Annotated in this window: 19 protein-coding genes; 11 read left to right on the top strand and 8 right to left on the bottom strand. The window is 41.9% G+C overall.

The genetic code is table 11. The annotated features are described in order from the left end of the window. Positions 1 to 20: 20 nt before the first annotated feature. The 3 genes from KV40_RS34735 to KV40_RS07180 form a co-directional block, all read right to left on the bottom strand. Complete coding sequence (locus tag KV40_RS34735; RefSeq protein ID WP_156113970.1) at positions 21 to 212, bottom strand: hypothetical protein; 192 nt, start codon at positions 210 to 212, stop codon at positions 21 to 23. Further along, positions 181 to 1,005 carry an alpha/beta fold hydrolase gene (locus KV40_RS07185; protein ID WP_036479427.1) on the bottom strand — a complete coding sequence of 275 codons (825 nt, stop codon included), beginning with the start codon at positions 1,003 to 1,005 and terminating at the stop codon, positions 181 to 183. Before KV40_RS07185 ends, KV40_RS34735 begins: the two co-directional genes overlap by 32 nt. 468 nt (positions 1,006 to 1,473) lie before the next feature. Continuing rightward, a complete protein-coding gene (locus KV40_RS07180; RefSeq protein WP_036479424.1) occupies positions 1,474 to 2,190 on the bottom strand; it encodes a pirin family protein in 717 nt (238 codons plus the stop codon). A 290-nt stretch (positions 2,191 to 2,480) separates the two neighbouring features. On the opposite strand from KV40_RS07180, the gene KV40_RS07175 reads away from it, so the two are divergent. The 8 genes from KV40_RS07175 (at position 2,481) to KV40_RS07145 (ending at position 13,211) form a co-directional block, all read left to right on the top strand. Then, the gene (locus KV40_RS07175; RefSeq protein ID WP_036479422.1) at positions 2,481 to 8,501 is read left to right on the top strand and encodes an AAA family ATPase; all 6,021 of its coding nucleotides are present in this window, start codon (positions 2,481 to 2,483) and stop codon (positions 8,499 to 8,501) included. A 6-nt stretch (positions 8,502 to 8,507) separates the two neighbouring features. Further along, the gene (locus tag KV40_RS07170; protein WP_036479419.1) at positions 8,508 to 9,137 is read left to right on the top strand and encodes a response regulator transcription factor; all 630 of its coding nucleotides are present in this window, start codon (positions 8,508 to 8,510) and stop codon (positions 9,135 to 9,137) included. Between the two features lie 287 nt (positions 9,138 to 9,424). Beyond that, positions 9,425 to 9,970, top strand: a complete 546-nt coding sequence (locus tag KV40_RS07165; protein WP_036479417.1) for a DsbA family protein — start codon at positions 9,425 to 9,427, stop codon at positions 9,968 to 9,970. Between the two features lie 42 nt (positions 9,971 to 10,012). After that, complete coding sequence (locus KV40_RS07160) at positions 10,013 to 10,570, top strand: hypothetical protein (protein ID WP_036479414.1); 558 nt, start codon at positions 10,013 to 10,015, stop codon at positions 10,568 to 10,570. Between the two features lie 227 nt (positions 10,571 to 10,797). Further along, a complete protein-coding gene (locus KV40_RS07155; RefSeq protein ID WP_036479413.1) occupies positions 10,798 to 11,169 on the top strand; it encodes a nuclear transport factor 2 family protein in 372 nt (123 codons plus the stop codon). A 98-nt stretch (positions 11,170 to 11,267) separates the two neighbouring features. Continuing rightward, complete coding sequence (locus KV40_RS07150) at positions 11,268 to 11,669, top strand: cyclic nucleotide-binding domain-containing protein (RefSeq protein ID WP_036479409.1); 402 nt, start codon at positions 11,268 to 11,270, stop codon at positions 11,667 to 11,669. 37 nt (positions 11,670 to 11,706) lie between these two features. After that, complete coding sequence (locus tag KV40_RS34725; RefSeq protein ID WP_156113969.1) at positions 11,707 to 11,886, top strand: VOC family protein; 180 nt, start codon at positions 11,707 to 11,709, stop codon at positions 11,884 to 11,886. Positions 11,887 to 12,032: 146 nt separating this feature from the next. Continuing rightward, complete coding sequence (locus KV40_RS07145) at positions 12,033 to 13,211, top strand: amino acid ABC transporter permease (RefSeq protein ID WP_036479406.1); 1,179 nt, start codon at positions 12,033 to 12,035, stop codon at positions 13,209 to 13,211. A 115-nt stretch (positions 13,212 to 13,326) separates the two neighbouring features. Here KV40_RS07145 and glgB read toward each other — a convergent pair whose 3' ends face one another. The 5 genes from glgB to KV40_RS07120 all read right to left on the bottom strand — a co-directional run bounded on the left by glgB (position 13,327) and on the right by KV40_RS07120 (position 19,002). Beyond that, a complete protein-coding gene (glgB, locus tag KV40_RS07140) occupies positions 13,327 to 15,621 on the bottom strand; it encodes a 1,4-alpha-glucan branching enzyme (RefSeq protein WP_036479403.1) in 2,295 nt (764 codons plus the stop codon). A gap of 153 nt (positions 15,622 to 15,774) precedes the next feature. Beyond that, positions 15,775 to 17,499, bottom strand: coding sequence for a hypothetical protein (locus KV40_RS07135; RefSeq protein WP_036479401.1), 1,725 nt, complete (start codon positions 17,497 to 17,499; stop codon positions 15,775 to 15,777). A gap of 160 nt (positions 17,500 to 17,659) precedes the next feature. Further along, complete coding sequence (locus KV40_RS07130) at positions 17,660 to 17,941, bottom strand: DUF2470 domain-containing protein (RefSeq protein WP_036479397.1); 282 nt, start codon at positions 17,939 to 17,941, stop codon at positions 17,660 to 17,662. A gap of 51 nt (positions 17,942 to 17,992) precedes the next feature. After that, the gene (locus KV40_RS07125; protein ID WP_036479394.1) at positions 17,993 to 18,796 is read right to left on the bottom strand and encodes a cobalt-precorrin-6A reductase; all 804 of its coding nucleotides are present in this window, start codon (positions 18,794 to 18,796) and stop codon (positions 17,993 to 17,995) included. Positions 18,797 to 18,810: 14 nt separating this feature from the next. Further along, positions 18,811 to 19,002 (bottom strand): hypothetical protein, encoded by a 192-nt coding sequence (locus tag KV40_RS07120; RefSeq protein ID WP_036479391.1) that lies wholly within the window; start codon positions 19,000 to 19,002, stop codon positions 18,811 to 18,813. A gap of 229 nt (positions 19,003 to 19,231) precedes the next feature. Between KV40_RS07120 and KV40_RS07115 the strand changes: the two genes are divergently transcribed. From KV40_RS07115 to plsX, 3 genes are all read left to right on the top strand, one after another. Continuing rightward, positions 19,232 to 21,766, top strand: coding sequence for a mannose-1-phosphate guanyltransferase (locus tag KV40_RS07115; RefSeq protein ID WP_036479387.1), 2,535 nt, complete (start codon positions 19,232 to 19,234; stop codon positions 21,764 to 21,766). 76 nt (positions 21,767 to 21,842) lie between these two features. Next, the gene (locus KV40_RS07110; protein ID WP_036479384.1) at positions 21,843 to 22,307 is read left to right on the top strand and encodes a single-stranded DNA-binding protein; all 465 of its coding nucleotides are present in this window, start codon (positions 21,843 to 21,845) and stop codon (positions 22,305 to 22,307) included. A gap of 207 nt (positions 22,308 to 22,514) precedes the next feature. After that, positions 22,515 to 23,570: a phosphate acyltransferase PlsX gene (plsX, locus tag KV40_RS07105; RefSeq protein WP_036479382.1), complete on the top strand. Its 1,056-nt coding sequence runs from the start codon at positions 22,515 to 22,517 to the stop codon at positions 23,568 to 23,570. Positions 23,571 to 23,574: the final 4 nt, after the last annotated feature.

The following is a 23,574-nucleotide window of genomic DNA, read 5'->3' as shown; positions in this document are numbered from 1 at the left end:
GAGTATTGCTGAAGTAGTCTCTAGTGAATGATAATGAAATGTTTGACAATTGGTACTTCATTACCGATAACAAACGAACGACAATCGATAATGTCAGCGATCGCGCCAGCAGGAAAGCCAACCAGTAGTACTAGCAAAAACAATAACTGCTCTTCTGGGGAACTTAACTGGACAAAGTCTTTACGATTGAATAAATTCCAGAAGATCGGCATCGATCTGGTCTGCGTTCGTTGTCGGCATGCCGTGTGGGAATCCTTTGTAAGTTTTAAGTATTGAGTTCTTCACCAACTTAGCACTCAGCAGTCCAGAGTTTTCATAAGGGACGATTTGGTCATCATCGCCATGCATGATCAGAGTCGGCACCGAGATTTTCTTCAGATCCTCCGTAAAGTCGGTTTGGGAAAAAGCCACGATGCCATCATAGTGAGCCTTACTCCCGCCCATCATGCCTTGTCGCCACCAATTCTCAATCACACCTTGGGATGCTTTTGTATCTGGTCGGTTATAACCGTAAAAAGGACCGGCTGGCACATCCCAATAAAATTGTGCCCGATTGGTGGCTACCTGCACTTGGAAGTTATCGAATACTTCTTTGGGCAGACCGCCAGGATTTGCTGAAGTTCTTACCATTAGTGGCGGCACTGCACTAATGAGTACCGCTTTGGCGACACGACTTTCGCCGTGACGTGCTATGTAACGGACGACCTCTCCACCACCGGTCGAGTGACCAATATGGATAGCATCCTTTAGATCGAGATGCGCGGTAAGCGCAGCAAGATCGTCGGCGTAGTGATTCATGTCATGTCCGTCACTGACTTGGCTCGATCGTCCGTGACCTCGCCGATCGTGGGCAATAACTCGATAACCGTGATTTAAGAAGAACATCATTTGAGTGTCCCAGTCGTCAGCAGACAGAGGCCAACCGTGCGAAAAAACGATGGGCTGCCCTCTGCCCCAGTCTTTGTAATAGATTTGAGTTCCGTCTTCAGTCGTAATTGTAGGCATGAGATTCCTTGTTAATTAAATTAAGTAGGTATGAATCAATTAGAAAAAGATAAATTTGACTGTCGAGATACTTTGTAAAATAGTAGATTAATTGCTGACTTGTTTCAGTATGAAGCTCGACCTCATGCTCTGACCATTCAAGATCGATGTGTTAAGCAGGAACTTAAGAGAATTGCCAATTTTAGTGGCTACGGCAGAAGTATCACTACTGTTTCAAAATGAGTTTGACAGCTAATTAATAACAATATTCGCCAAATTCGATTAGTAACGAAGTAGGTGCCATAGAACTATCTTCAGTGAGACATTAAGTAGGTTGAAATACTAACGAATTGACTTATTTGAATGAGAATTACCAGCACAATTAACGCGATCGTGATGTAAAATCGGTTACGCTGTTGCCAAAATGCCAACACAGAAAAAATTAATCACAACGATCGCAATAAATTCGAGGTTATTCGTAAAAAACAATTAAGCTAAATCGAAGAGTAAGATCTCTGCTCCAATATCTGTGTGAAATATTAGATTTTCTGCACCACTAATTTGTACCCCGTCTCCTGCTTTGAGAATTTCATCGTTTATGGTGAGATTGCCCTGTGTCACTTGCACCCAGGCATACCGTTCGGGTTTTACCAGATAATTGAGGGGTTGACCGAGTTCGAGCTGGGCTACATAGATTTCGACATCTTGATAAATTGTTACTGCTCCATTCCGTCCATCGGGTGCGGCAATGAGTCGCAACTTACCCTGCTTCTCTACTGGAGAAAAACTACGTTGCTCGTAGCGTGGCTTAATTCCTTGGCGATCGGGTAGAATCCAAATCTGCAATAAGTGAACTGGTTTGGACTGCGAAGGATTGAATTCGCTATGGGTAATGCCCGTTCCCGCACTCATAATTTGAGCATCACCAGGCTTGATGATTTCTCCGTTGCCCAAATTGTCTTTATGTGCGATTTCTCCGCTCAGTACGTAGGTCAAGATCTCCATATCTCGATGGCTGTGAGTGCCAAACCCCGCTCCTGGAATAACGCGATCCTCGTTAATTACTCGGAGAGTGCGAAAGCCCATTCGATTCGGATCGTAAAACCCACCGAATGAAAATGTATGACGGCTATCTAACCAGCCAGTCAAGGTCTTACCTCGTGAATTTCGATCGTGAATTAGGTGAGTTTTCTGCTCTGTATTCATGGCTAATTCTTTTGCTGTTTCTGTTTGAAACTTTACTTAACTATGCCAACACTTACCAAAATATAACAAGTCAAAATTGATAAGTTACGGTGGAATTTAAAACTTTCTCATGTAGCGTTGGTAAATAAAACAGAGTTGAAATTCAAGAGTTACGAACAGTATCGTCAACTGTTTCATACCTAAAATCACCAACACCAATATTCAAATTATTAAACGAGATCGCGAGCGAAGAATTAAAAGTATATTAAAGGTAAATCGAGTTTTACCGCAGGCAATTTTCCTGGTGTACGATGGCGATCGCCCTACCCGACATTAGCGTCAAAACTAAAATCTACGAAAGTGTCAATTCCCTCGTTTATCGGGCAGTTAGGCGAGCGGATAATACGGCGGTCGTGCTGAAGGTTCTCAAACAAAACTATCCTACAAGTGCCGAACTAATTCGCTACAAACAAGAATATGAAATTACACGCTCTCTCGATCTAGAAGGCGTTATTGAAGCTTATAACCAACAAGATTATCAAAGAACTTTAGTTATTATCCTCGAAGATTTTGGCGGAGAATCCTTATACAAACTAAGGGAATTTAAAGAAATTTCTTGTCCGATGCCCTTAGCCGAATTTCTCCGTCTGGCGATCGCCATTACCGAAATTTTGGGCAAAATTCATGCTGCTAATGTCATTCACAAAGATATAAACCCCAGCAATATCGTTCTCAATCCACGAACGGGAATTATCAAAATTATTGACTTTGGCATTGCAACTCGATTGACTCGCACCAATCCAACTTTTAAAAATCTAAATATTTTAGAAGGCACTTTTGCTTATATGTCCCCCGAACAAACGGGAAGGATGAATCGCAGTCTCGATTATCGCACCGATTTTTATTCTCTCGGCGTTACCTTTTACGAATTGCTGACAGGAAAGTTGCCTTTTGCTACAACTGACGTGTTGGAGTTAGTACATTGCCATATTGCCAAACAACCAATTCCAGTTCATGAAGTAAATCTAGAAATTCCCCCAATCGTTTCAGCAATTGTAATGAAATTAATGGCAAAGAATGCTGAGGAACGATATCAAAGTGCTTGGGGAATTAAAACCGATCTAGAAAAATGTCTAAAACAGTTAGAAACAAAGAGTTGCCTGGAAACCTTTCCCTTGGGTTCGCACGACATTTCTAACAAGTTTCAAATTCCGCAAAAGCTATATGGACGTGAAACAGAAATTGAGACATTACTAACAGCATTTGAACGAGTAGCGACAACAAACGATCGTCAATCCAAAATTGAAATGCTGCTAGTTGCTGGATATTCTGGTATTGGAAAATCCTATCTGGTGCATGAGATTTACAAACCGATTACTGAAAAATGTGGTTATTTTATTTCTGGAAAATTCGACCAATTTAAGCGCAATATTCCTTACTCGGCTGTTGTAGATGCTTTTCAAGAATTGGTCGAGCAACTATTGAGCGAGTCAGAAACGCAACTGCAACGATGGCGAGAAAAACTATTAACGGCTTTGGGTGCAAACGGACAGGTAATTATTGACGTAATTCCCGAAGTAGAATCAATCGTCGGCATACAGCCAGCCGTACCAGATTTAGGTGCAACAGAATCTCAAAATCGATTTAATCGAGTCTTTCAAAACTTTATTCGGGTGTTTTGCTCCCACGAATATCCTTTAGTTATCTTTCTAGACGATCTTCAGTGGGTAGACTCAGCAACGCTAAAGCTAATCGAATTGATGATGAGCGATCGCGAGACGCAATATCTATTTTTAATTGGGGCATACCGAGATAATGAAGTCTACCCAACTCATCCTTTAATGATGACAGTTGAGAGATTAAAAGAAGAAGCTGTGGCGATCGCTCAAATTACTTTAGCACCATTAAGACTAGAAGCGATCGCTCGACTCATTGCCGAAACTTTGCACAGTGACACTAGCACCGTAAAACCCTTAGCCGAGCTAGTCATGGCTAAAACTGGTGGAAATCCTTTCTTTATTAATGAATTTCTCAAAACGCTGTATGCAGAAAATTTAATTACTTTTAATTCGCCTGACAATTCGCAGTTTAGCTTAGACGAAAAACCAAAATGGAACTGGGATATTACTCAAATCGAAGCCAAAAATATCACTGACAATGTGGTGGAGATGACTGTTGCTAAATTGAAAAAACTGTCAAATTCAACGCAGCAGATTTTACAATTAGCAGCTTGTGTGGGTGCTGACTTCGATTTAGATACCCTTGCGATCGTTTGTAAAAAATTGCCTCACGAAATTTTTCCCAAACTAGTCGAAGCAATTGAGTTAGGTTTGATTCTGCCCGTATCCAGACTAGATGAAGCATTATTGATTCAAAATTATAAATTCCTACACGATCGCATTCAACAAGCTGCTTACGCGCTAATTGCTGAGGATCGACAACAAGCCGTTCGCTTACAAATTGGATATCTTTTGTGGCAAAGTAGCGAGCCTGGCACTATCCCAGATAAATTATTTGAAATCGTCGATTGCCTTAATTTAGGTCTTAATCTAGTCACGGAGCGACAAGAGCGAAACAAAATAGCCAAATTAAATCTAATCGCAGGACAGAGAGCCAAAAAAACATCAGCCTATAGTGCTGCACTACAATATCTAACGACAGGAATAGAATTACTAGCTGCTGATAGCTGGCAGTTTCAGTACGCTTTGACCCTGGCACTACACGAAGAAGCAACAGAAGCAGCATACCTGTATGGTGACGTTCGGCAAATGGAGCGATGGGCAGCCGTCGTTTTAGAACGCGCCAATACGGTTCTAGATAAGATAAAAGTTTATGAAACTAAAATTCAAAATTGCATGGTGCAGGGTAGGCAAACCGAGGCGATTGAGATTGGCTTAGAAGTTTTAGAGTTGCTGGGTATAGCTCTGCCAGAGATGCCAACAGAAATTGATGTTCGACGGCGAATAACAGAAACGGCAGAATACTTTAGTGCCATACATATTGAAGATTTGTTAGAGCTACCATTAATGCAGGAGCCAGATAAACTGGCTGCTATGCAGATCTTATCAAGCTTGGTTGCAGCAGGACATCAGGTTGCTCCTCTACTACTACCGTTGACTGTATTAGAGCAGATAAATTTATCAGCGCGATATGGAAATACGTCCTTCTCAACTCATGCCTATGCTGCTTACGGTGGGCTAATTCTCAATGGTGTAATGCGAGATTTTGCAGGAGCTTATCGGTTTGGAAGACTAGCATTAAGCTTAACTGAGCGATTAGACGATAAAAAGCTTAAGTGTATGGTTCTAGAGATAGTTGCAGGACATATTATGCACTGTAAAGATCCTATTCGCCAAACTCTACCCTTACTTCAAGAGTCATATGAGACTGGGCTGGAAACAGGAAATATAGAATTTAGCGCATATGCTGCAAATTTTAGCTGTCTGCACTCATATTTTGCTGGTTTAGAATTGAAAAAAGTGATATCGGCGATCGAGAGCTACAGTGATGCGATAATTCAGTTCAAACAGGAAAATATGCTGACTTATCTCCGTAGATTGCAGCAAGTTATCCTTAATTTACAAGCAGAACGAGTTGAAAATCCAGGTCGATTACTGGGCGATTGCTATGACGAAAATCAATTTTTACCAATTCATCTTGAAGCAAATGATAGAACTCACCTTCATCATCTGTATTTAGATAAACTCATTTTAAATTATTTATTTGAAGATGTTTTACAGGCAGTGGAGTATGCCTCTCAGACCGAACTTTATTTAGACGGAGTAGTAGGAAATTTTTCGATATCTCTATTCTATTTTTATGATTCTTTAGCTCAGATTCAGCTATATCAGCTTGTTTCTTTTTCAGAACGAGAACTGCTGTTGCCCAAAATAATCAGCAACCAGGAAAAGATGCAGGAATGGGCAAATTCTGCTCCAACTAATTATCAGCACAAATACGATCTGGTAGAAGCAGAAAAAGCGCGAATTTTGGGTCAATTTTTTGAAGCAGAAGAACTTTACGAGCAAGCAATTCAAGGGGCTAGAAATAATGAGTATCTACAAGAAGAAGCCTTGGCTTACGAGTTAGCAGCCAAGCATTATCTGGCGCGAGGTCGAGAAAAGATCGCCCAAACCTACATGAGAGAAGCTCACTACTGCTACGATCGCTGGGGAGCAAAAGCCAAAGTTGCAGATATAGAAGCAAAATATCCGCACTTGCTGACTCAATCTCACACTGTCAATCGGACAACAAATACCTATATGAAGAATTCCGTTACCACGACGAGCGCTGGTAGCTCTCAAGAAGCTTTAGATTTGGCAGCAGCAATGAAAGCTTCTCAAGCAATTTCGAGTGAAATTATTTTAGATAAGTTACTGTCTTCTTTAATGAAAATCCTAATCGAAAATGCTGGGGCGCAAACAGGTTTTTTGATTTTAGAAGCGGATGGGGAATGGAAAATTGAGGCTGCTTGTGAAATGGATGTCGGTACGGGTAATGACGTTTGCAGCGTTAAAGTATTGCAGTCTACTCTAATTAAAAATCGCCTCCCTACAACAATTATCGACTATGTAATTCGTACTAAAGAAAGCGTAGTCTTAACTGATGCGACTCGTGAGGGTAAATTTACTCTAGATCCTTACGTTAAAGAGCATCAGCCCAAATCGATTTTATGTGTGCCGCTTCTCTACCAAGGGCAACTCAACGGCATTGTGTATCTAGAAAATAATCTTACGACTGGAGCTTTTAAGAGCGATCGCTTAAAAAGCTTACAACTTTTATCGGGACAGGCGGCGATCGCAATTACTAATGCCAAACTCTACGCTGAAGTGAAAGAACGGGAAAGCCGTTTAACTCAATTTATCAATGCGATGCCAGTGGCAATTACAGTCATCGATAGTAATGGACGTATTTGCTACGTCAATCAAATGAACTACAAGTTATGTGGCATCAACGCTATGCCTGAAACCATTACCGAAGAATTATTAGAACAGATCCAAGTTTACCAGGCAGGAACGGATCGATTGTATGCTGTGGAGCGACTTCCCATTTTTAGAGCGTTAGCAGGGGAAACTGTTACCGTTGACGATATAGAATTTCGCTGTCTGGAGCGAACTATCCCCATATCGGTTTCTAGCACGCCAGTTTTTGATGAAAAGGGAAATATTATCTATGCGATCTCTACCTTTCAAGATATTAGCGATCGCAAACAGACAGAAAAACTGTTAGCTAATTACAACCGTACCTTAGAGCAAAAGGTTGCAGAACGAACGGCAGCATTGCAGGAAAGTAAAGCTGCACTGTGCGATGTCTACGACGAGCTTCACTTACGAGAAAAAGAATTACGATTAATCACGGATGCACTCCCCGCTTGTATCTTTTACACCGATATCAATCAGTACTATCGATTTGTCAACCAAACCTGTGCAGTTTGGTTTGATTGTAGCCGCGAGGAAATTATCGGCAAGCGCAATCGCGAATTTCTTGGTGAAGTAGCTTATCAACTGCTAGAGCCATACATCAAAAGTGCGCTGGAAGGACAGGCTGTAAACTATGAGGCAGAAGTTTTTTATCCATCTGGCAAAAGGTATATTAGTGCAACCTATATTCCCGACTTCGATGCCAACGATCGAGTCAAAGGATACTATGGTCTAATTACAGACATTAGCGAACAGCACAACACGGCACTGCGAGAACGCAAACAAGCCGAAGAAACGTTAGTTATCGAAGAACGCAACCGCATGGCAAGAGAAATCCACGACACTTTAGCTCAAACCTTTACTGCCATTATCATTCACTCAAGATCCGCATCAAACAAACTGACCGCAGATCCAGTCAAAGCACAAATACATCTCACTCAAACACAAGAATTGGCACGCTCTGGGTTAGCCGAGGCACGCCGCTCGGTAGAAGCTCTGCGTCGTCCCTACTTACTAGAGAACGGTCAGTTGTCTGAGGCACTCGATCGCCTAGTTACCCAAATGCAATCGTCGGCAGAAACGCGCATCGTCTGTGAAACGTTCGGTACGGCGTATCCCCTGCCAGCAGAAGTAGAAAATAATCTGCTGCGAATTGGACAAGAAGCATTGACAAATGCAATTAAATATGCAGCAGCAAGCGAAGTTAGAATTCAGTTAATCTATGAACTGACACAGTGTATCTTACGAGTTAAAGATAACGGACGAGGATTTACACTCGACAGTTCCTCTACTAGTAAAGGCTTTGGTTTACTGGGAATGACGGAACGAGCCAGTCGCATTGGGGCGCAGTTAAAAATTCAAAGTGCTAGAGAAGCAGGAACAGAAATTGTTGTATCGGTAACACGGAGATAGAGCGCGATGAATCCATCCCAGCCAATTCGTATATTAGTAGTTGACGATCATCCCGTCGTGCGTCAGGGTTTGGTGGGAATGTTAGAGGAATCATCAGATCTTACCGTTGTCGGACAAGCTGGCAATGGGCGCGAGGCAGTCGAATTTTTCCGCCAGCAACAGCCCGATGTTACTTTAATGGATTTGCGAATGCCAGAACTAGATGGGGTTGCTGCCATTACTGCTATTTGTGCCGAGTTTCACCAGGCTCAAATCATCATTTTGAGTACCTACGACAGCGACGAAGATATTTATCGCGGCTTGAGAGCGGGGGCAAAGGGCTATTTACTCAAGGATGCCGAACCAGAGGAACTTTTAGCAGCCATCCGTACCGTTTGTTTTGGAAAACAGTATATTCCGCCCAGTGTCGGAGCTAAACTAGCCGAGCGGATGATGAGTCGGGATTTGAGCGATCGCGAGTTAGAGATACTTCAGCTCATCACTAAAGGTAAGAGAACTCAAGAAATTAGCGCGATTTTACATATTACCGAGCGTACCGTCAATTTTCACGTCAACAACATTTTGAACAAATTGGAAGTCAGCGATCGAACACAAGCGGTAATTGTGGCATTGAGGCGAGGAATTGTCAAACTGTAAGGCAATACCCATTAGTGACAAAAGAGGGTTATTTTAACTTGTTACGATTGGACAATACCTGTCAATATTGTCAGTCAAAAAGTAGAGCGGCTTATCAGCTATAAATCCGAGCTTTTTTTCAGCGACAAAGTTAGAGCAATTCTTTAAATTAAAAATAGACAAATAAACGTTCTTATTCAATTCAGACTTAAGGATGAGGTATGGAATATCTAGCATTTACTATGCTTTCAGCCAGCGAAAACCTAGGCAGGCAAAGGATATAACCTAATTAGCTAAAAGGTTCTTATATGAATCCAGCAAGCAATAATAATAAATTGTCCTTGTCAAATTCAGATCGCGTTCGAGGAAATATGGATGCTTCAATAAAACTTCTCGAATATGGTGATTACCAATGCTCCCAATGCGGTCAGCTTCACAGGACGCTCCAGGGGATGGTACGACAAATTAGCGAAAGCTTTTGCTTTGCCTTCCGTCACTTTCCCCAGACGCAGATTCATCCCCAATCCCAAAGAGCAGCAGAAGCAGCAGAATCTGCTGCCGCACAAGGAAAATTTTGGCAAATGCACGATACTCTTTTCGAGCATCAGCAAGCTTTGGATGATAGTCATCTGGTCGAGTATGCCAACAACTTGGGGTTAGATATTCCTCAATTTTTGAAGGCTCTATCAGAACACGTTTACATCAACCGAGTCAATGAAGATATCAAAAGCGGAAGAGACAATAACGTCATTAGCACCCCAACGTTATTTATTAATGGCGATCGCTATATTGGAGCTTGGGACATTGAAAGCTTACTTGCTGCCATTTCAGGAAGATCAGGTGGCGATCGCTAATTCCATAAACAAATAGATTACTCGATTAAATAAGAGGAAAATATGTCTAATCCTACTACAACATTGACTACTCCCTACCAACCGTTAAGAGTTCTTCCTTCGAGATCTGACTCTAATTTTTCGAGCGTGCTACAGATGATTCCATCGCACTCAACAACTAATAAAAGCAAGCGTCAACGAGGAGTTGTTCTAACCGAGCAGGGATGGCAGAAACTCGTGCGGGCTGGAGTGTTGTGTGATGAGTTTGACCGTCGTTACACCTACGAAGAATTGAGCGAGCGATCGCTTCTCGACTCTCGTACGGTTAGTCGCATTCTCAGTTGCGAAGTCAAAGTAGATAAACGTACCTTAAAGGCTTTTTTTCAAGCTTTTAATCTATCCTTAGAAGCAAATGACTATACTAGACCAACTAAACCAAAATCCGATCCAGGGAGTAAAAGGATTGTCAATTTCGCCTACGCTCCCAGCTTAAGTGCTGCTACAGCTAAAGCAAGTTTGTCTGTGGAGGAGTTGGCAGAATTACTCCCAGGTATTATGCAAGATTTAAAATGTCTGGTCGACTTATATAACTATATTAGTGTCATCCTCGAACAAAACTAAGCGATCGCTTGTATAAATAAAAAACTACGAACTAATTTATTAAATCTCGGCAATGTTATCACTACATAATTCTAATTCAAGTCCTCAAGCCGAAACAAATCATATTGTTGAGTTCTCAACCATAGAAGCCGATATGAACTTGCCGATTTCAATAACTTACTGCCTCACGGATGATGCGTGTTTTGGCTTCCTAAATAGTAAAGTGTTGCAAATAGAGGTCGAATAAGATGTCGGATTTTGATTACAAACAGTTGATGCAGAGCAATCTGTCTGCCGTGTTCAGCGAGCGAGAACCTGCGTTTAGAATTCGAGCGATCGAAAAACTGTATGTTGCTGACCCAACGCTCTATGAGCCAATCGAGATCGTGCGGGGTCGCCAGGCGATTTCGGACACCGTCGGTCGTCTGCTAGCAAGCCTGCCGCCCGACTTCGCGTTTACAGTTGCAGGACCAGTTGTAGGGCATCACAATATGTGCTGTGTTCAATGGCGCGGTGGTCCGCAAAGTGGTTCAGCTACGATTTCGGGAAGCGATGTAGTCCAGATCGAGGATGGCAAGATCGAATCGATCTATGTATTTATCGATCCAACGTTACGTTGAGATCGATTTAGATTAAGAATAATTAGGCAGCGGCACTAGTAGCAATAAGGTAGATCGCCAGAAACATCCCGAACAGAAGGCTATGGAAACTGATATCCATGTTATGCACAAAAGATTTATTACAGCTTGAGTTATTTCGGACGCTGCCTCCGACGCGCCTGGAATGGGTGTGCAATCGCGCTCGACGGATCGACCTCGCAGCAGGAGATTTCCTGGTTCGAGAAGGAGACCCCCCGCAAGGACTGTTTGTCTCGATCGAGGGTGAAATTGAGGTCACTCGTCGTCCCGAAGGGATCGATATACTGCTAGGACATCACGAATCGCCCTCATTTTTTGGTGAAGTTCCTATCCTGGCGGAAGAAATTAGCCACGTTACCTTACGTGCCTCAACGGACTGCCGAGTTTACGAAATTTCTAGCGATGATTTTGAAACACTGCTCCAAGAGTGCCGAGAGTTTGGACGCTGCATCTTTCGGATCTTGACAATTCGGGTGAGTTGAGTCTTTAACTTACAATCTTCATCCAGCAAAGATTGTTTTGACATTTTCTGTAACTAATTTAGATGAAGAGATCGCACAGTTGAAAGCTAAAGGGATTGCGTTAGTCGGCAGTCCCTGTCAATACCCAGAGGTTGAGATACTACAAGACGGGATACTCTCCGCCTGCTTTCGCGATCCAGATGGCAATCTAATTGAATTCGAGCAGTTCCTGAGCTAAAGAGATCTATGGCACTGTTTTTATTCAGGCGATCGCATTTACTGGCGATTAAAAATTCTATTGGTAACAGCAAATTGAAGTTATTTTAAAATTTAACTTTACCTGAATTTACTACTCGATCGCACTGGTAATCTTTCTATCTACTCATGAGCGTAACTAATATTGCCCCGCCAAAAACTAGAGTCAGTCCAAAGCAATGGCTGCAAAAAAATTTATTCAATACCTGGTATAACAGCATTCTCACCATAATTAGTTTGTTGCTGATTTATTGGCTGGTTTCCCGTTTGTTTACTTGGGCGTTTACTCAAGCGCAGTGGCAAGTTATAGCTGCTAACTGGCGGTTGTTTTTTGTCGGGCGGTATCCTGTCAAAGCTTTGTGGCGTGCCTGGACAACATTGGTCATAATTTTTGCTTTAACGGGACTTTCTTGGGGAATACTTGCTAGAGCGGCGGCTAATTTATTCGATCGCCATATTTTGGTCATTTTAAGTGTGGTAGCAGCGATTTGTATTTTAGTAGCAATACCAGGAGGCATCAAAGCCAGTGCCTTACTTTTAGGAATGCTATTACTGCTAATTGTCTGTGCAATTGTCGGACAAAAGTTAGGTAGAAAATTTCCCAATATTAGTAGCTGGCTAACGTTAATTTGGTCTTTAACCTTTTTTTTCAATCTCTGGCTATTGCTAGACGTTAGCTCGTTTAATTTAGACCGTTTGAGTGGCTTAATGCTGACTATTCCCATTGCTGTAATTAGTATTGTCTTGTGTTTTCCCTTCGGTGTTTTACTAGCATTGGGCAGACAAAGTAAACTACCAGTTATTCATTGGTTATCGGTAGCCTATATTGAAATAGTTCGCGGCTTTCCTTTAATTGGTATTTTGTTTATGGCACAGGTAATGTTACCCCTGGTGTTACCTGCTGGTGTTAGACCAGAACGAGTAGTCAGAGCGATCGCAGGATTTACGATTTACAGTGCGGCTTATCTAGCAGAAAACGTGCGCGGTGGTTTGCAGTCAATTCCTCGCGGACAAACCGAAGCCGCACAAGCTTTAGGTTTAAATCCAATTTATACTTTAGCATTTATTATCCTACCACAAGCGCTTAAAGCCGTTATACCCAGTATGGTAGGGCAGTTTATCGCCTTATTTAAAGATACTTCTTTACTGGCGATCGTCGGTCTGACGGATCTGCTCGGCATTTCCCAATCAATTTTAGCCAATCCTAAATATCTAGGACGCTATGGAGAAGTATATATTTTTGTCGCGGCTATTTACTGGGTGTTCTGTTATTCGATGTCTGCAGCCAGTAGAAGACTGGAGAAGTAAGGGAAGCAGGAAACATTGAACAATGAACAGGGAACAATGAACAGTTAAATTTTTATTGCTCATTGCTCAATGTCTTTTTCCTAGAGCCTGAATTACTTGCTACTTGCTACTTTAATCACTTGCCTTCCAAAGCTGCATTGGTTTTAGCGCGATCGATCTTGAGTAGAAGAACTCCTAAAGGCGGCAGACACAGATCTAGAGAATAAGGCAAATTGTGGAAAGACCATTCATCAGTCCACTTGCCGCCCAAATTACCCATATTGCTACCGCCATAAGTTTTGGCATCGCTATTAAATAACTCAGTATAAAATCCCATTTCTGGTACGCCTATACGGTAATGACTGTGAGGTTGGGGAGTAAAGTTACAAACGGCAATTAAAAAGTCACCAGGATCTTTGCCACGACGAATAAAAGCAACTACGCTATGACGATTATCGCTACAGTCGATCCATTCAAAACCAGCTTCTTCAAAATCTTGTGTATACAGAGCGGATTCGGATTTGTAAATAGAGTTAAGATCGGCAAAGAATTGCTTGAGCAATTTGTGGTTGTTATATTGCAGCAAATGCCATTCTAGATCTGCCCATACGTTCCATTCGCTCCACTGTCCGAATTCCATGCTCATAAACATGGTTTTCTTACCTGGATGGGCAAACATATAGGCAAACAAACAGCGCACGTTAGCAAACTTTTGCCATTCATCTCCAGGCATCTTGCCGATAATATTACTTTTGCCGTGAACGATCTCATCATGAGAAAGTGCCAGCATATAATTTTCACTATGGTGATACCACATACTAAATGTCAGATTATTTTGATGAAACTGGCGAAACCAGGGATCCATGTGAAAGTAATCCAGCATATCGTGCATCCAGCCCATGTTCCACTTAAGGTTGAAACCCAAACCTCCAGTATAGGTGGGCCAAGATACCATAGGCCATGAAGTTGATTCTTCGGCAATTGACAGGGTTCCAGGGAAATAGCCAAAGAGCAAACTATTTACCTGACGTAAAAAATCTGCTGCCTCAATATTTTCTCTACCGCCATACTGGTTAGTTACCCATTCGCCTTCTTTGCGACAGTAATCTAAGTACAGCATGGAAGCAACAGCATCAACGCGGATTCCGTCTATATGATATTTATCGAACCAAAATAAAGCATTAGCAACCAAAAAATTTCTGACTTCGTTGCGACTATAGTTAAAAACCAGAGTTCCCCATTCTTTGTGTTCGCCTTTACGGGGATCGGCGTGTTCGTAAAGATGAGTACCGTCGAAGAACGCTAGCCCGTGTCCGTCTTTGGGAAAGTGACCAGGTACCCAATCGACAATTACGCCAATGCCGTTTTTATGACAGCGATCGACAAAATACATCAAATCTTCGGGATTGCCAAAGCGCGAAGTAGGAGCGTAATATCCCGTAACTTGATAACCCCACGAACCATCGAATGGATGTTCGGCGATGGGTAGCAATTCGATGTGAGTGTAGCCTAATTCTTTAACGTAGGGAATTAACTTATCTGCTAGTTCGTAGTAACTTAAAAATCGTCCTTCCGATTTCCATCCCGATATCGGCACTGGTTCTGATTTACCCGAAAGTAAATTAGTTTTTTCTCTAGCAGAAGCGTGGAGCCACGAACCAAGATGAACTTCATAAACAGAAATTGGTTGGGTCAGGGGGTCTGTATGGCGACGTTGTTCCATCCAGTCTGCATCGTTCCACTGATAGACATCTAGATCGGCAACTATCGAGGCGGTTTTAGGTCTTATTTCTTGCTGAAAACCATAGGGATCGGATTTTTCATATATATGCCCTTCTAAGTTTTTAACTTCATATTTATAACTCGCTCCTATCGTTAGTTCGGGAATAAATAATTCCCAGACTCCGTTACCTCTTTTTCGCATCTGGTGTTCTCTGCCATCCCAATGGTTAAAGTCACCGAGAATAGAAACGTTACGAGCGTTGGGTGCCCAAAGCGCGAAATAAACTCCTTTTACGCCTTCTATTTCTGTTGGATGGGCACCAAGTTTTTCATAAATACGATGGTGATTGCCTTCGGCAAATAAATGAACATCTAAATCGGTAAGTTTGGGGGAACGAAAGGCGTAAGGGTCGTAAATTACTCGTTCGCGATCGCCGTTTTTAATTCGCAACTGATAATTTGCTAGTTCGGGTGCTTGAATCGTGCATACGAAGAAATTGGGATGATGCAGTGACTGCATGGGATACTCGTTTCTTTCTTCAGGACAAACTACCCAGGCGGCTTGAGCTTGAGGTAAATAAGCCCGCACCACCCAGCTTTGAACTTGACCGTTTTGTTCTAAAGGATGACAACCCAAGATTTCAAAAGGGTCGTGATGCAAATTATTAACAATTCGAGCAACTTGTTCGGGAGCGATAGCTGAAGTCATTTACAATACCAATATTTACAAGTGTAGACAAAAAAAATAGTTGTTTTTTAGTTCTTTAAAGCAAAAGTATTTAGATCTTTAATAGTCTAACTATATCTCGAACAGTATATAGAAATTATCATCTACTAGACTTTGTCCAGAGATTTTTTCTAGTTATTTAGACAAAATACACTCAGCAGCAACTACGTTAAAACCATTGCTGGCGAAAACCGAACAGCTATCTTTGACGGTACTCAAAGCTGGAACTTTTCCTAGTTCGAGACGCTCGATCGCCTTTTGAGCGGCTGGCTGGTGTAGTAAAATCCAGTTGCTATCCTTGATGTATTTAGGGGTAAAGCTGTTTGGTTCGATTAAGAAAAAATCGATACCGTACCTGCGAATAAACTGTTTGACTACTTTCAGATCGGGACTGTACTGCGCGATAATTAGTGCGGTCGCCCGTTGGCGAAAAGGACGATAATATCCTAAATGATAGGGAATGGCATATTCTGGGCTAACCAAAATCGAACGTTGGGTAAAGCTAGGCAGATAGTCGGTTTCATTGGTTAGAGAAGCAATTAAAATATTTTTGGGCTGCTGTTGAAAAAATTGATACAAAGCAGGCTGGTCGCCAGATTTATAATTGCTGACAGGCAATTTTTTTAGCAATAGAGGGTAGTAAAAAATCGTTCCTAGTGCCAAAAATGCAGTCAAACTTAAAACCAACAGTTTCTGCCCGATAGTAATTAAATTTAAATTTTGAGGAGGAATTGCTTGCTGCAAGCGATTGAGTAATGTTGCCAAAAACGTGGTAATAGTTATACCTGCCGCCAACACCAAAACAATCCGAAAACTATGATCGCTATAGCGGCTGGGAAGATGTAAGGTAAACAGCAGTGCATGAGCTAAAGCAAACATAACTATAGATACGGCAATTAACTGAGGCAGAAGCCTAATATTGCGATTGATTCGCTCGATTAAAGCAAACTGCTGCGGAAATTCGCTCGCAAAAGGTAAAAACAGTCCAAAAGTCAGGGTAGCGGGATTTAATAAAGCTTCAGAAGTCAATCCTGCTCTACCACCCCCTACTAAATATTGCCACCAATGGTCTTTAAAAAAACTCGATCGCCCGTTTGGATAAAATTCTGGTAGCTGCAACGCTTGAGCGCGGGTAATTGTTGGAGCAAACTCAGAATTATCAAACGCATAGGGAAATAAGACCATAAAAGCTGTCGCCAAACCTAAAAAACACAGTAAATAGTCTTGTGAATCTTTAGAAAAACTGAGAGTTTTACCCTGCCATTCTATTAGTTGACAAACCAACATACCCCCACAGATAAAAACATACTGAGGATAAAAAATTCCTAATAGAACAATCGCTACGACACAAGGCAACAGAGAACGTTTGGTTAAATAATATAAAAATGCCAAAAAGAAAGGATAGACAAAAGCTCTGGGCGTAGCAGAAATTAAGTCATCCTGCATCCATAGTGCCTGATTTAAAAGCAGCGTGGTAATAAAGCACCCAATGGGAACGGGAAATATCCGCTTACATAGCAAAAAGCAATAATAGCTGGAAATTAGCGCAATTGGTAGAGGTAACAGCCTATTAAATACAAAAGGAGCGATACCCAAATCCACAGCCCAATGATATAGAGTTCGATATCCTACAGGAGCGACAGATTGAAAATAGTCGGCAATAAGATCGTTAGGAAACAGTTCTGAATCGATATAGCGCATCATCCAAAAGACGTGCTGTCGGGCATCGTCTTGAACTATATATTCTCCAGCAAAAGCCTTTTGAAGTGCTAGCCAGCTATAGATTACCGAAAAAGCCAAGCTCAAACACAACCAAAATTGCGTCCGCCTGGCGATTTGTAAAGTAGCTAAATTTTTCAACTTATCGTCCCTGACAACAATAAATTTTGACCTGTCCCTATCGTCAATAAGTTCCCTATTTTTAAAGTAGTAAGTAGCAAGTTAAGATAAACTACTTTTGACTTTTAACTTCTTGCTCCGTCTTTACGCTGAGGTTTCCTCAGCGCAGGCGGTGCGCTTTTTACTTTCTATTTCCAGCCTGTTTGAGCATATCGATTAAAGTATGATGGGCATCTTCTGCATCTTTCAGAGTATGGTCAAATTGCACTCTCACGGGAACGGTTTCTCCTGCTATTTGTGCCGATAAATTCATTCCCTGTGGATCGATAGAATCCATTATTGCCGATTCAGTTTGAGGAGTATTGCCATATACTTTGGCATAAAGAACTATCGCCTCGCTATGATCCTCGTTCATGTGTTTGCAGATGCGATCGCTGATTGCAGGAGTAATAGTTTCAGACATTGATAAATAAACGTGTATAATCTCGATAACAAATATCTATGTTACTAGCTTTTATAGGCGTTCTATATTTTTTGATAGATACCTCCGACAAAAAGCCACAACTTCATTTATAGAGTTAGTTTGTTGCGGATAATTTACTTTGGGGCGATCGATAACTATCAGCGGAATCTTTAATTCTGCTGCTGCCTGAGATTTTATGTCTTCTCCCCCTGCCGTTCCAGAGGCTTTAGTTACCACCAGCGAAATATTCCACTGTCGCCATAAAGCGGTTTCTAATTCTAAACCGAGCGGCGGACGCAGGCAAATAAGGCGATCGCTAGTAAAACTAGATTTTAAGGCGATGTCTAACGATTCTGGTTTGGGTAAGATTCTGGCAAATAAGGTGGCGCGATCGTGCCAGTTTTTGAATAATGGTAAAGCTTTACAACCTATTGTTAATAATACTCTTTGATTATTTAAATACCTGCCTGCTAGTAAACTTTCAAAACTATTCAGTCGGGTTATAAGCGAATTGTTATCGTCCGTTGTGGCGATCGCCTTTCTTTCGTAACGCAAATAAGGCAAATTGAGGTTTTTAGCCGTAGCGATCGCCTGACGGGAAACTTCTACAGCGTAGGGATGAGAAGCATCGACAACTGCAATAACTCCCTCTCGCCGACAAAAATCTGTCATTGCTGCCCCATCCATCCGCCCAGAAACTACTTTAAAGTTAGAAGGATAGAGAGAGCGCGCAGTCGGGCTAACGACAGTAATTATCAAAGGTAGACGAACATTATCGGTAACAATACTGGCGATCGCCTCAGCTATAGCTGCGCTTTCACTCGTACCTCCAATCGACCAAATATTTTTGGTCATTTAGTAATCTGTGACTAACCTTTAAGAGCTTTTTGGAAATTTTTGCGATACGATTTATTGGTTGCCAAGAGTACGGGCCACAAAAAAGCTAAAACGAGTCGATTGGGTAAACTTGGGTTAAAGCTGGTTCTTCTAAAACCCTTCCAGAATTTCCAAACTCCGCCACCATAAATTACTAATAAAACGATACCGATTAACTGTGTCATAATTGCCCTACTGTCAAACTAATCACTACATAATATATAGCTTATCTGCTTGAGTACTTATAGGGGTGTACTCTCATCAATTGTAAATCGAGACAATTTTTCGGTCAGCTAGTTTCAGTACTAAATAATTTTCGCGATTCCTGCAAAATACGAGAACATAAAGATATAGAAGTAGAGACAAACAAAACTAGCTTCTATAACAAATTAATTTATTAAGCAAGGAGGTTATATGCGTGCAGTGCTGATGGCTGGGGGTTCTGGAACTAGATTGAGACCCTTAACTTGCGATCTTCCCAAACCGATGGTGCCAGTACTCAATCGCCCAATCGCCGAACATATAGTCAATCTATTAAAACGCAACAACATCAGAGAAATTATCGCTACGCTGTATTATCTACCCGATGTCATGCGCGATTATTTTCAAGACGGAAGTGATTTTGGCGTAGAAATGACTTATGCCGTTGAAGAGGAACAACCTTTAGGCACTGCTGGCTGCGTTAAAAATATCCAACAGTGGTTAAATGAAACTTTCATAATTGTTAGCGGCGACGCAATTACCGATTTCGATCTGCAACAAGCGATCGCTTTTCATCGAGAAAAAAAATCTAAAGCTACGCTGATTTTGACCCGCGTACCCAACCCTGTAGAGTTTGGCGTAGTAATTACCGATAAAGACGGCAAAATTAATCGCTTTTTAGAAAAACCTTCTCTCAGTGAAATTTTTTCCGACACGGTTAATACAGGTACTTATATTCTCGAACCAGAAGTCTTAGACTATCTGCCAGAAAATGAAGAATCAGATTTTTCCAAAGATCTATTTCCCATACTTTTAGATAAAGGTAAGCCAATGTATGGTTATATTGCTGAAGGCTATTGGTGTGATGTCGGTCACCTGGAAGCCTATCGCGAAGCGCAGTATGACGCTATGGAGGGCAAAGTAACCGTAGATTTTGCCTATGAAGAAAAAACTCCTGGTGTTTGGGTGGGAACAAATACTTATATAGACTCGACTGCAGAGGTGGAAACTCCAGTATTAATTGGTAACAATTGTCGCATTGGAGCGCGGGTCAAAATTGAGGCTGGTACGGTGATAGGCGATAACGTTACCGTTGGTGCCGATGCCGATTTAAAACGTCCGATTATCTGGAATGGAGTCACTATAGGTGATGAAGCTCATCTACGTGCCTGTACTATCGCTCGCGGTACGAGAGTCGATCGCAGGGCGCAAGTTTTAGAAGGTGCGGTAGTGGGTCCTTTGTCTATTGTAGGAGAAGAAGCTCAAATAGCTCCTAGAGTCAGAGTTTGGCCTAGCAAGCGAATTGAATCGGGTGCGATTTTGAACATCAATCTAATTTGGGGCAATACAGCCCAGCGCAATCTATTCGGGCAGCGCGGCGTAACGGGATTGGCAAATATTGACATTACCCCAGAGTTTGCCGTTAAATTAGGAGCTTCTTATGGTTCTACTCTCAAATTAGGCTCGACGGTAGTGGTATCACGCGATCAGCGTAGCGTATCGCGAATGGTAAGTCGCTCTATAATTTCGGGATTGATGTCGGCAGGTATTAACGTGCAGAATTTAGAAGCTACTGCCATTCCCATTTCTCGCACCATGACTACCAAATTATCGGGAGTAGCTGGAGGAATTCACGTTCGTTTGGAGCCAAACCGCCCCGACTACATTTTGATTGAGTTTTTTGACAAACAAGGAATTAATATTTCTAAATCTAAAGAAAAGAAAGTAGAAGGAGCTTATTTTAAAGAAGACTTGCGCCGAGTTTCGGTTCAAGAAATTGGCGGGGTTGCCTATCCTGGCAACGCGATCGATACCTACAGTCGTACTTTTGCCAAACAGCTTAACGTCGAAGCGGTTCGCAATAGCGGCTCAAAAATTGTGATCGATTACGTTTATGCGGTTTCGGGGGCTATTTTACCCCAACTGCTGACCAAGTTTGACTGCGATGCTGTGGTACTCAACGCCAGTCTCAAACAAACGGCAATTTCTGCGGCAGAAGCAGTAGTGTTGTTACGTCAGTTAGGTCAGGTTGTAGAAGCTTTAAAAGCCAACTTAGGGGTACAAGTAGCAGCTAATGGCGAGCAGTTTACTCTGGTTGATGAATCTGGTTTGCCAATTCAGGGTGAAATTCTGACGGCATTAATGGTCAATACGATTTTTACCGCTCATCCTCGCAGTACGGTAGTAGTTCCCGTTCATGCTTCGAGTGCGGTAGAACAAATCGCTCGCCGTCATGATGGTAGGGTAATTCGCACTAAAGTCAATCCCACAGCACTGATGGAAACTTCCCAGGCAAATCCCGATGTAGTTTTGGGAGGCAGTGGCGAAATGGGCTTTATTTTTCCCCAGCTACATCCAGGTTTTGATGCCATGTTTGGCATTGCCAAATTAATTGAAATGCTGACTATTCAGGAGCGATCGCTCGCTCAAATTCGGGCCGATTTGCCTAATGTCTGTCATAAGTCTTATTCACTGCGCTGTCCCTGGAAAGTTAAAGGAGCATTGATGCGCTATTTAGTAGAAACTCATTCTTCCGATAATTTAGAGTTAATCGACGGAGTTAAACTTATCAATCCTCAAGACGATAACTGGATTTTAATTTTACCCGATGCTGGAGAACCCTTAGTACATATATTTGCTAATAGCGATCGCCGCGATTGGGTAGACGATAAAATAATGGAATATCGTTATCTCGTGCAAAAATTCATCGATCGCGAACAGGGTTTGGTAGAAAGTCATAGCCTCTGAGGTAGCGAGCTTTAAGTTAAAATAGTACAATTGTTCAAGTTAAGATCGACTGGCAGATGTTTAGGAGTGTCTCATAATGAATAGCTGTATTTTGATGGCAGAAATAATTGAAGATCCCCAATTGCGCTCGACTCCCGATGGTTCTAAAGTTGCTAATGTGATGGTGGAGTTTGAAGGACTGCGCGACGAAGACCCTAAAGCTAGAGTTAGAGTGGTTGGCTGGGGAAATTTAGCCGAAGAAATTGAAAACAGCTATCATCGTGGCGATCGCATAATTATTGAAGGGCGTTTGGCAATGAACCTGGTAGAAATGCCAGAGGGGTACAAAGAAAAACGAGCCGAGTTAGTAGCCTCTCGCATCTATACAGTTGGAACCGCTGCCGCTTCTAGCGATAGCTGGAACGAACCCAATCCGAGTTCGGCAGCAGTTGAGTCGGATAACTACAGTACTAATGACTTTTCTGCTACTCCAGAACCCACCATGCCGTCATCTAATTCTGATGAATCTAATTACGAAGATCTTGATGAAATACCTTTTTAATTAACTACTTAAAAAGTAGCATTGAGTATTAGGCACAAGGAGTCACACAAACTCTTGATACTCAATGCTAAAACTGCTTTGTGGTGTTTGCTCGATTGAGAACTACTGTGATTTTTTTAGAGCTTAAGTGCCGAAAATGATGCAGACAATATAGAGATTTGCCCTAAAACTGTTAAAATTTGTAAGGCTTCTCTAAAAATTTACTAAATGGTATTTAAACGCCCGACAATCGCCGTAGATGCTATGGGGGGAGATTATGCTCCCGATGAAATCGTTGCTGGAGCTATACAAGCTATAACCAGGCTCGATGTAAAAGTTTTGTTAGTAGGGGATGAAAAACAAATTGAATCCTCGATTAAAAAACATGGTAACGTCGATACTTCTTTACTGGAAATAGTACCCGCTCAAGAAGCGATCGCTATGAAAGAAGAACCACTGGTGGCAATTCGTCGCAAACCCAAAGCTTCAATTAATGTAGCGATGAATTTAGTCAAGCAACAACAGGCGCAGGCTGTAGTTTCGGCAGGACATTCAGGAGCAGCAATGGCATCGGCTTTACTACGTCTGGGACGATTAAAAGGTATCGATCGCCCCGCTATTGGCGCGGTTTTTCCGACCATCATACCTAATAAATCGGTAATCGTACTCGATGTCGGTGCTAATGTAGACTGTCGCCCCAAATATTTAGAGCAGTTTGCTTTAATGGGAACTATATACAGTAAATATGTATTGGGTAATGCCAAACCCAAACTAGGATTGCTCAATATTGGGGAAGAAGCTTCCAAAGGTAATGACCTGGCTTTACAAACCCATCGGTTATTAGAATCAAATCCCCAGATTCCCTTTGTCGGCAATGCTGAAGGAAGAGATGTTTTATCGGGAGAATTCGATATTATTGTCTGCGATGGTTTTGTAGGTAATATACTCTTAAAATTTGCCGAGGCAGTAGGGGAAGTAATGCTGCAAATTATGAAAGAAGAACTGCCTCAAGGCTGGCGGGGTAAGTTAGGCACGGCACTACTCAAACCCAATTTAAGCAATATTAAACAAAGGATCGACCATGCCGAACATGGGGGAGGTTTGTTGTTTGGGGTAGCGGGGGTGTGTATCATCAGTCATGGTAGCTCTAAAGCACCATCAATATTTAACGCTATTCGCCAGGCAAAAGAGGCGATCGACAATCGCGTTTTAGAACGAATTAAGGCATATAACGAAAAAATAGTTACAGATGCCGAAGATATAGCTGAAAAGGCTGTGAGCTAGTGTA

The sequence above is a fragment of the Myxosarcina sp. GI1 genome, assembly GCF_000756305.1.
Classification (GTDB): domain Bacteria; phylum Cyanobacteriota; class Cyanobacteriia; order Cyanobacteriales; family Xenococcaceae; genus Myxosarcina.
The sequence above is the reverse complement of the archived record's forward strand: the minus strand, read 5'-3'. Positions and strand labels throughout refer to the sequence as shown.

Excerpts from the sequence above, each read along its gene's own strand:
- KV40_RS34735 (WP_156113970.1), bottom strand. The coding sequence starts at position 212 with ATGCCGATCTTCTGGAATTTATTCAATCGTAAAGACTTTGTCCAGTTA.
- KV40_RS07185 (WP_036479427.1), bottom strand. The coding sequence starts at position 1,005 with ATGCCTACAATTACGACTGAAGACGGAACTCAAATCTATTACAAAGAC.
- KV40_RS07180 (WP_036479424.1), bottom strand. The coding sequence starts at position 2,190 with ATGAATACAGAGCAGAAAACTCACCTAATTCACGATCGAAATTCACGA.
- KV40_RS07175 (WP_036479422.1), top strand. The coding sequence starts at position 2,481 with ATGGCGATCGCCCTACCCGACATTAGCGTCAAAACTAAAATCTACGAA.
- KV40_RS07170 (WP_036479419.1), top strand. The coding sequence starts at position 8,508 with ATGAATCCATCCCAGCCAATTCGTATATTAGTAGTTGACGATCATCCC.
- KV40_RS07165 (WP_036479417.1), top strand. The coding sequence starts at position 9,425 with ATGAATCCAGCAAGCAATAATAATAAATTGTCCTTGTCAAATTCAGAT.
- KV40_RS07160 (WP_036479414.1), top strand. The coding sequence starts at position 10,013 with ATGTCTAATCCTACTACAACATTGACTACTCCCTACCAACCGTTAAGA.
- KV40_RS07155 (WP_036479413.1), top strand. The coding sequence starts at position 10,798 with ATGTCGGATTTTGATTACAAACAGTTGATGCAGAGCAATCTGTCTGCC.
- KV40_RS07150 (WP_036479409.1), top strand. The coding sequence starts at position 11,268 with ATGTTATGCACAAAAGATTTATTACAGCTTGAGTTATTTCGGACGCTG.
- KV40_RS07145 (WP_036479406.1), top strand. The coding sequence starts at position 12,033 with ATGAGCGTAACTAATATTGCCCCGCCAAAAACTAGAGTCAGTCCAAAG.
- glgB (WP_036479403.1), bottom strand. The coding sequence starts at position 15,621 with ATGACTTCAGCTATCGCTCCCGAACAAGTTGCTCGAATTGTTAATAAT.
- KV40_RS07130 (WP_036479397.1), bottom strand. The coding sequence starts at position 17,941 with ATGTCTGAAACTATTACTCCTGCAATCAGCGATCGCATCTGCAAACAC.
- KV40_RS07125 (WP_036479394.1), bottom strand. The coding sequence starts at position 18,796 with ATGACCAAAAATATTTGGTCGATTGGAGGTACGAGTGAAAGCGCAGCT.
- KV40_RS07120 (WP_036479391.1), bottom strand. The coding sequence starts at position 19,002 with ATGACACAGTTAATCGGTATCGTTTTATTAGTAATTTATGGTGGCGGA.
- KV40_RS07115 (WP_036479387.1), top strand. The coding sequence starts at position 19,232 with ATGCGTGCAGTGCTGATGGCTGGGGGTTCTGGAACTAGATTGAGACCC.
- KV40_RS07110 (WP_036479384.1), top strand. The coding sequence starts at position 21,843 with ATGAATAGCTGTATTTTGATGGCAGAAATAATTGAAGATCCCCAATTG.
- plsX (WP_036479382.1), top strand. The coding sequence starts at position 22,515 with ATGGTATTTAAACGCCCGACAATCGCCGTAGATGCTATGGGGGGAGAT.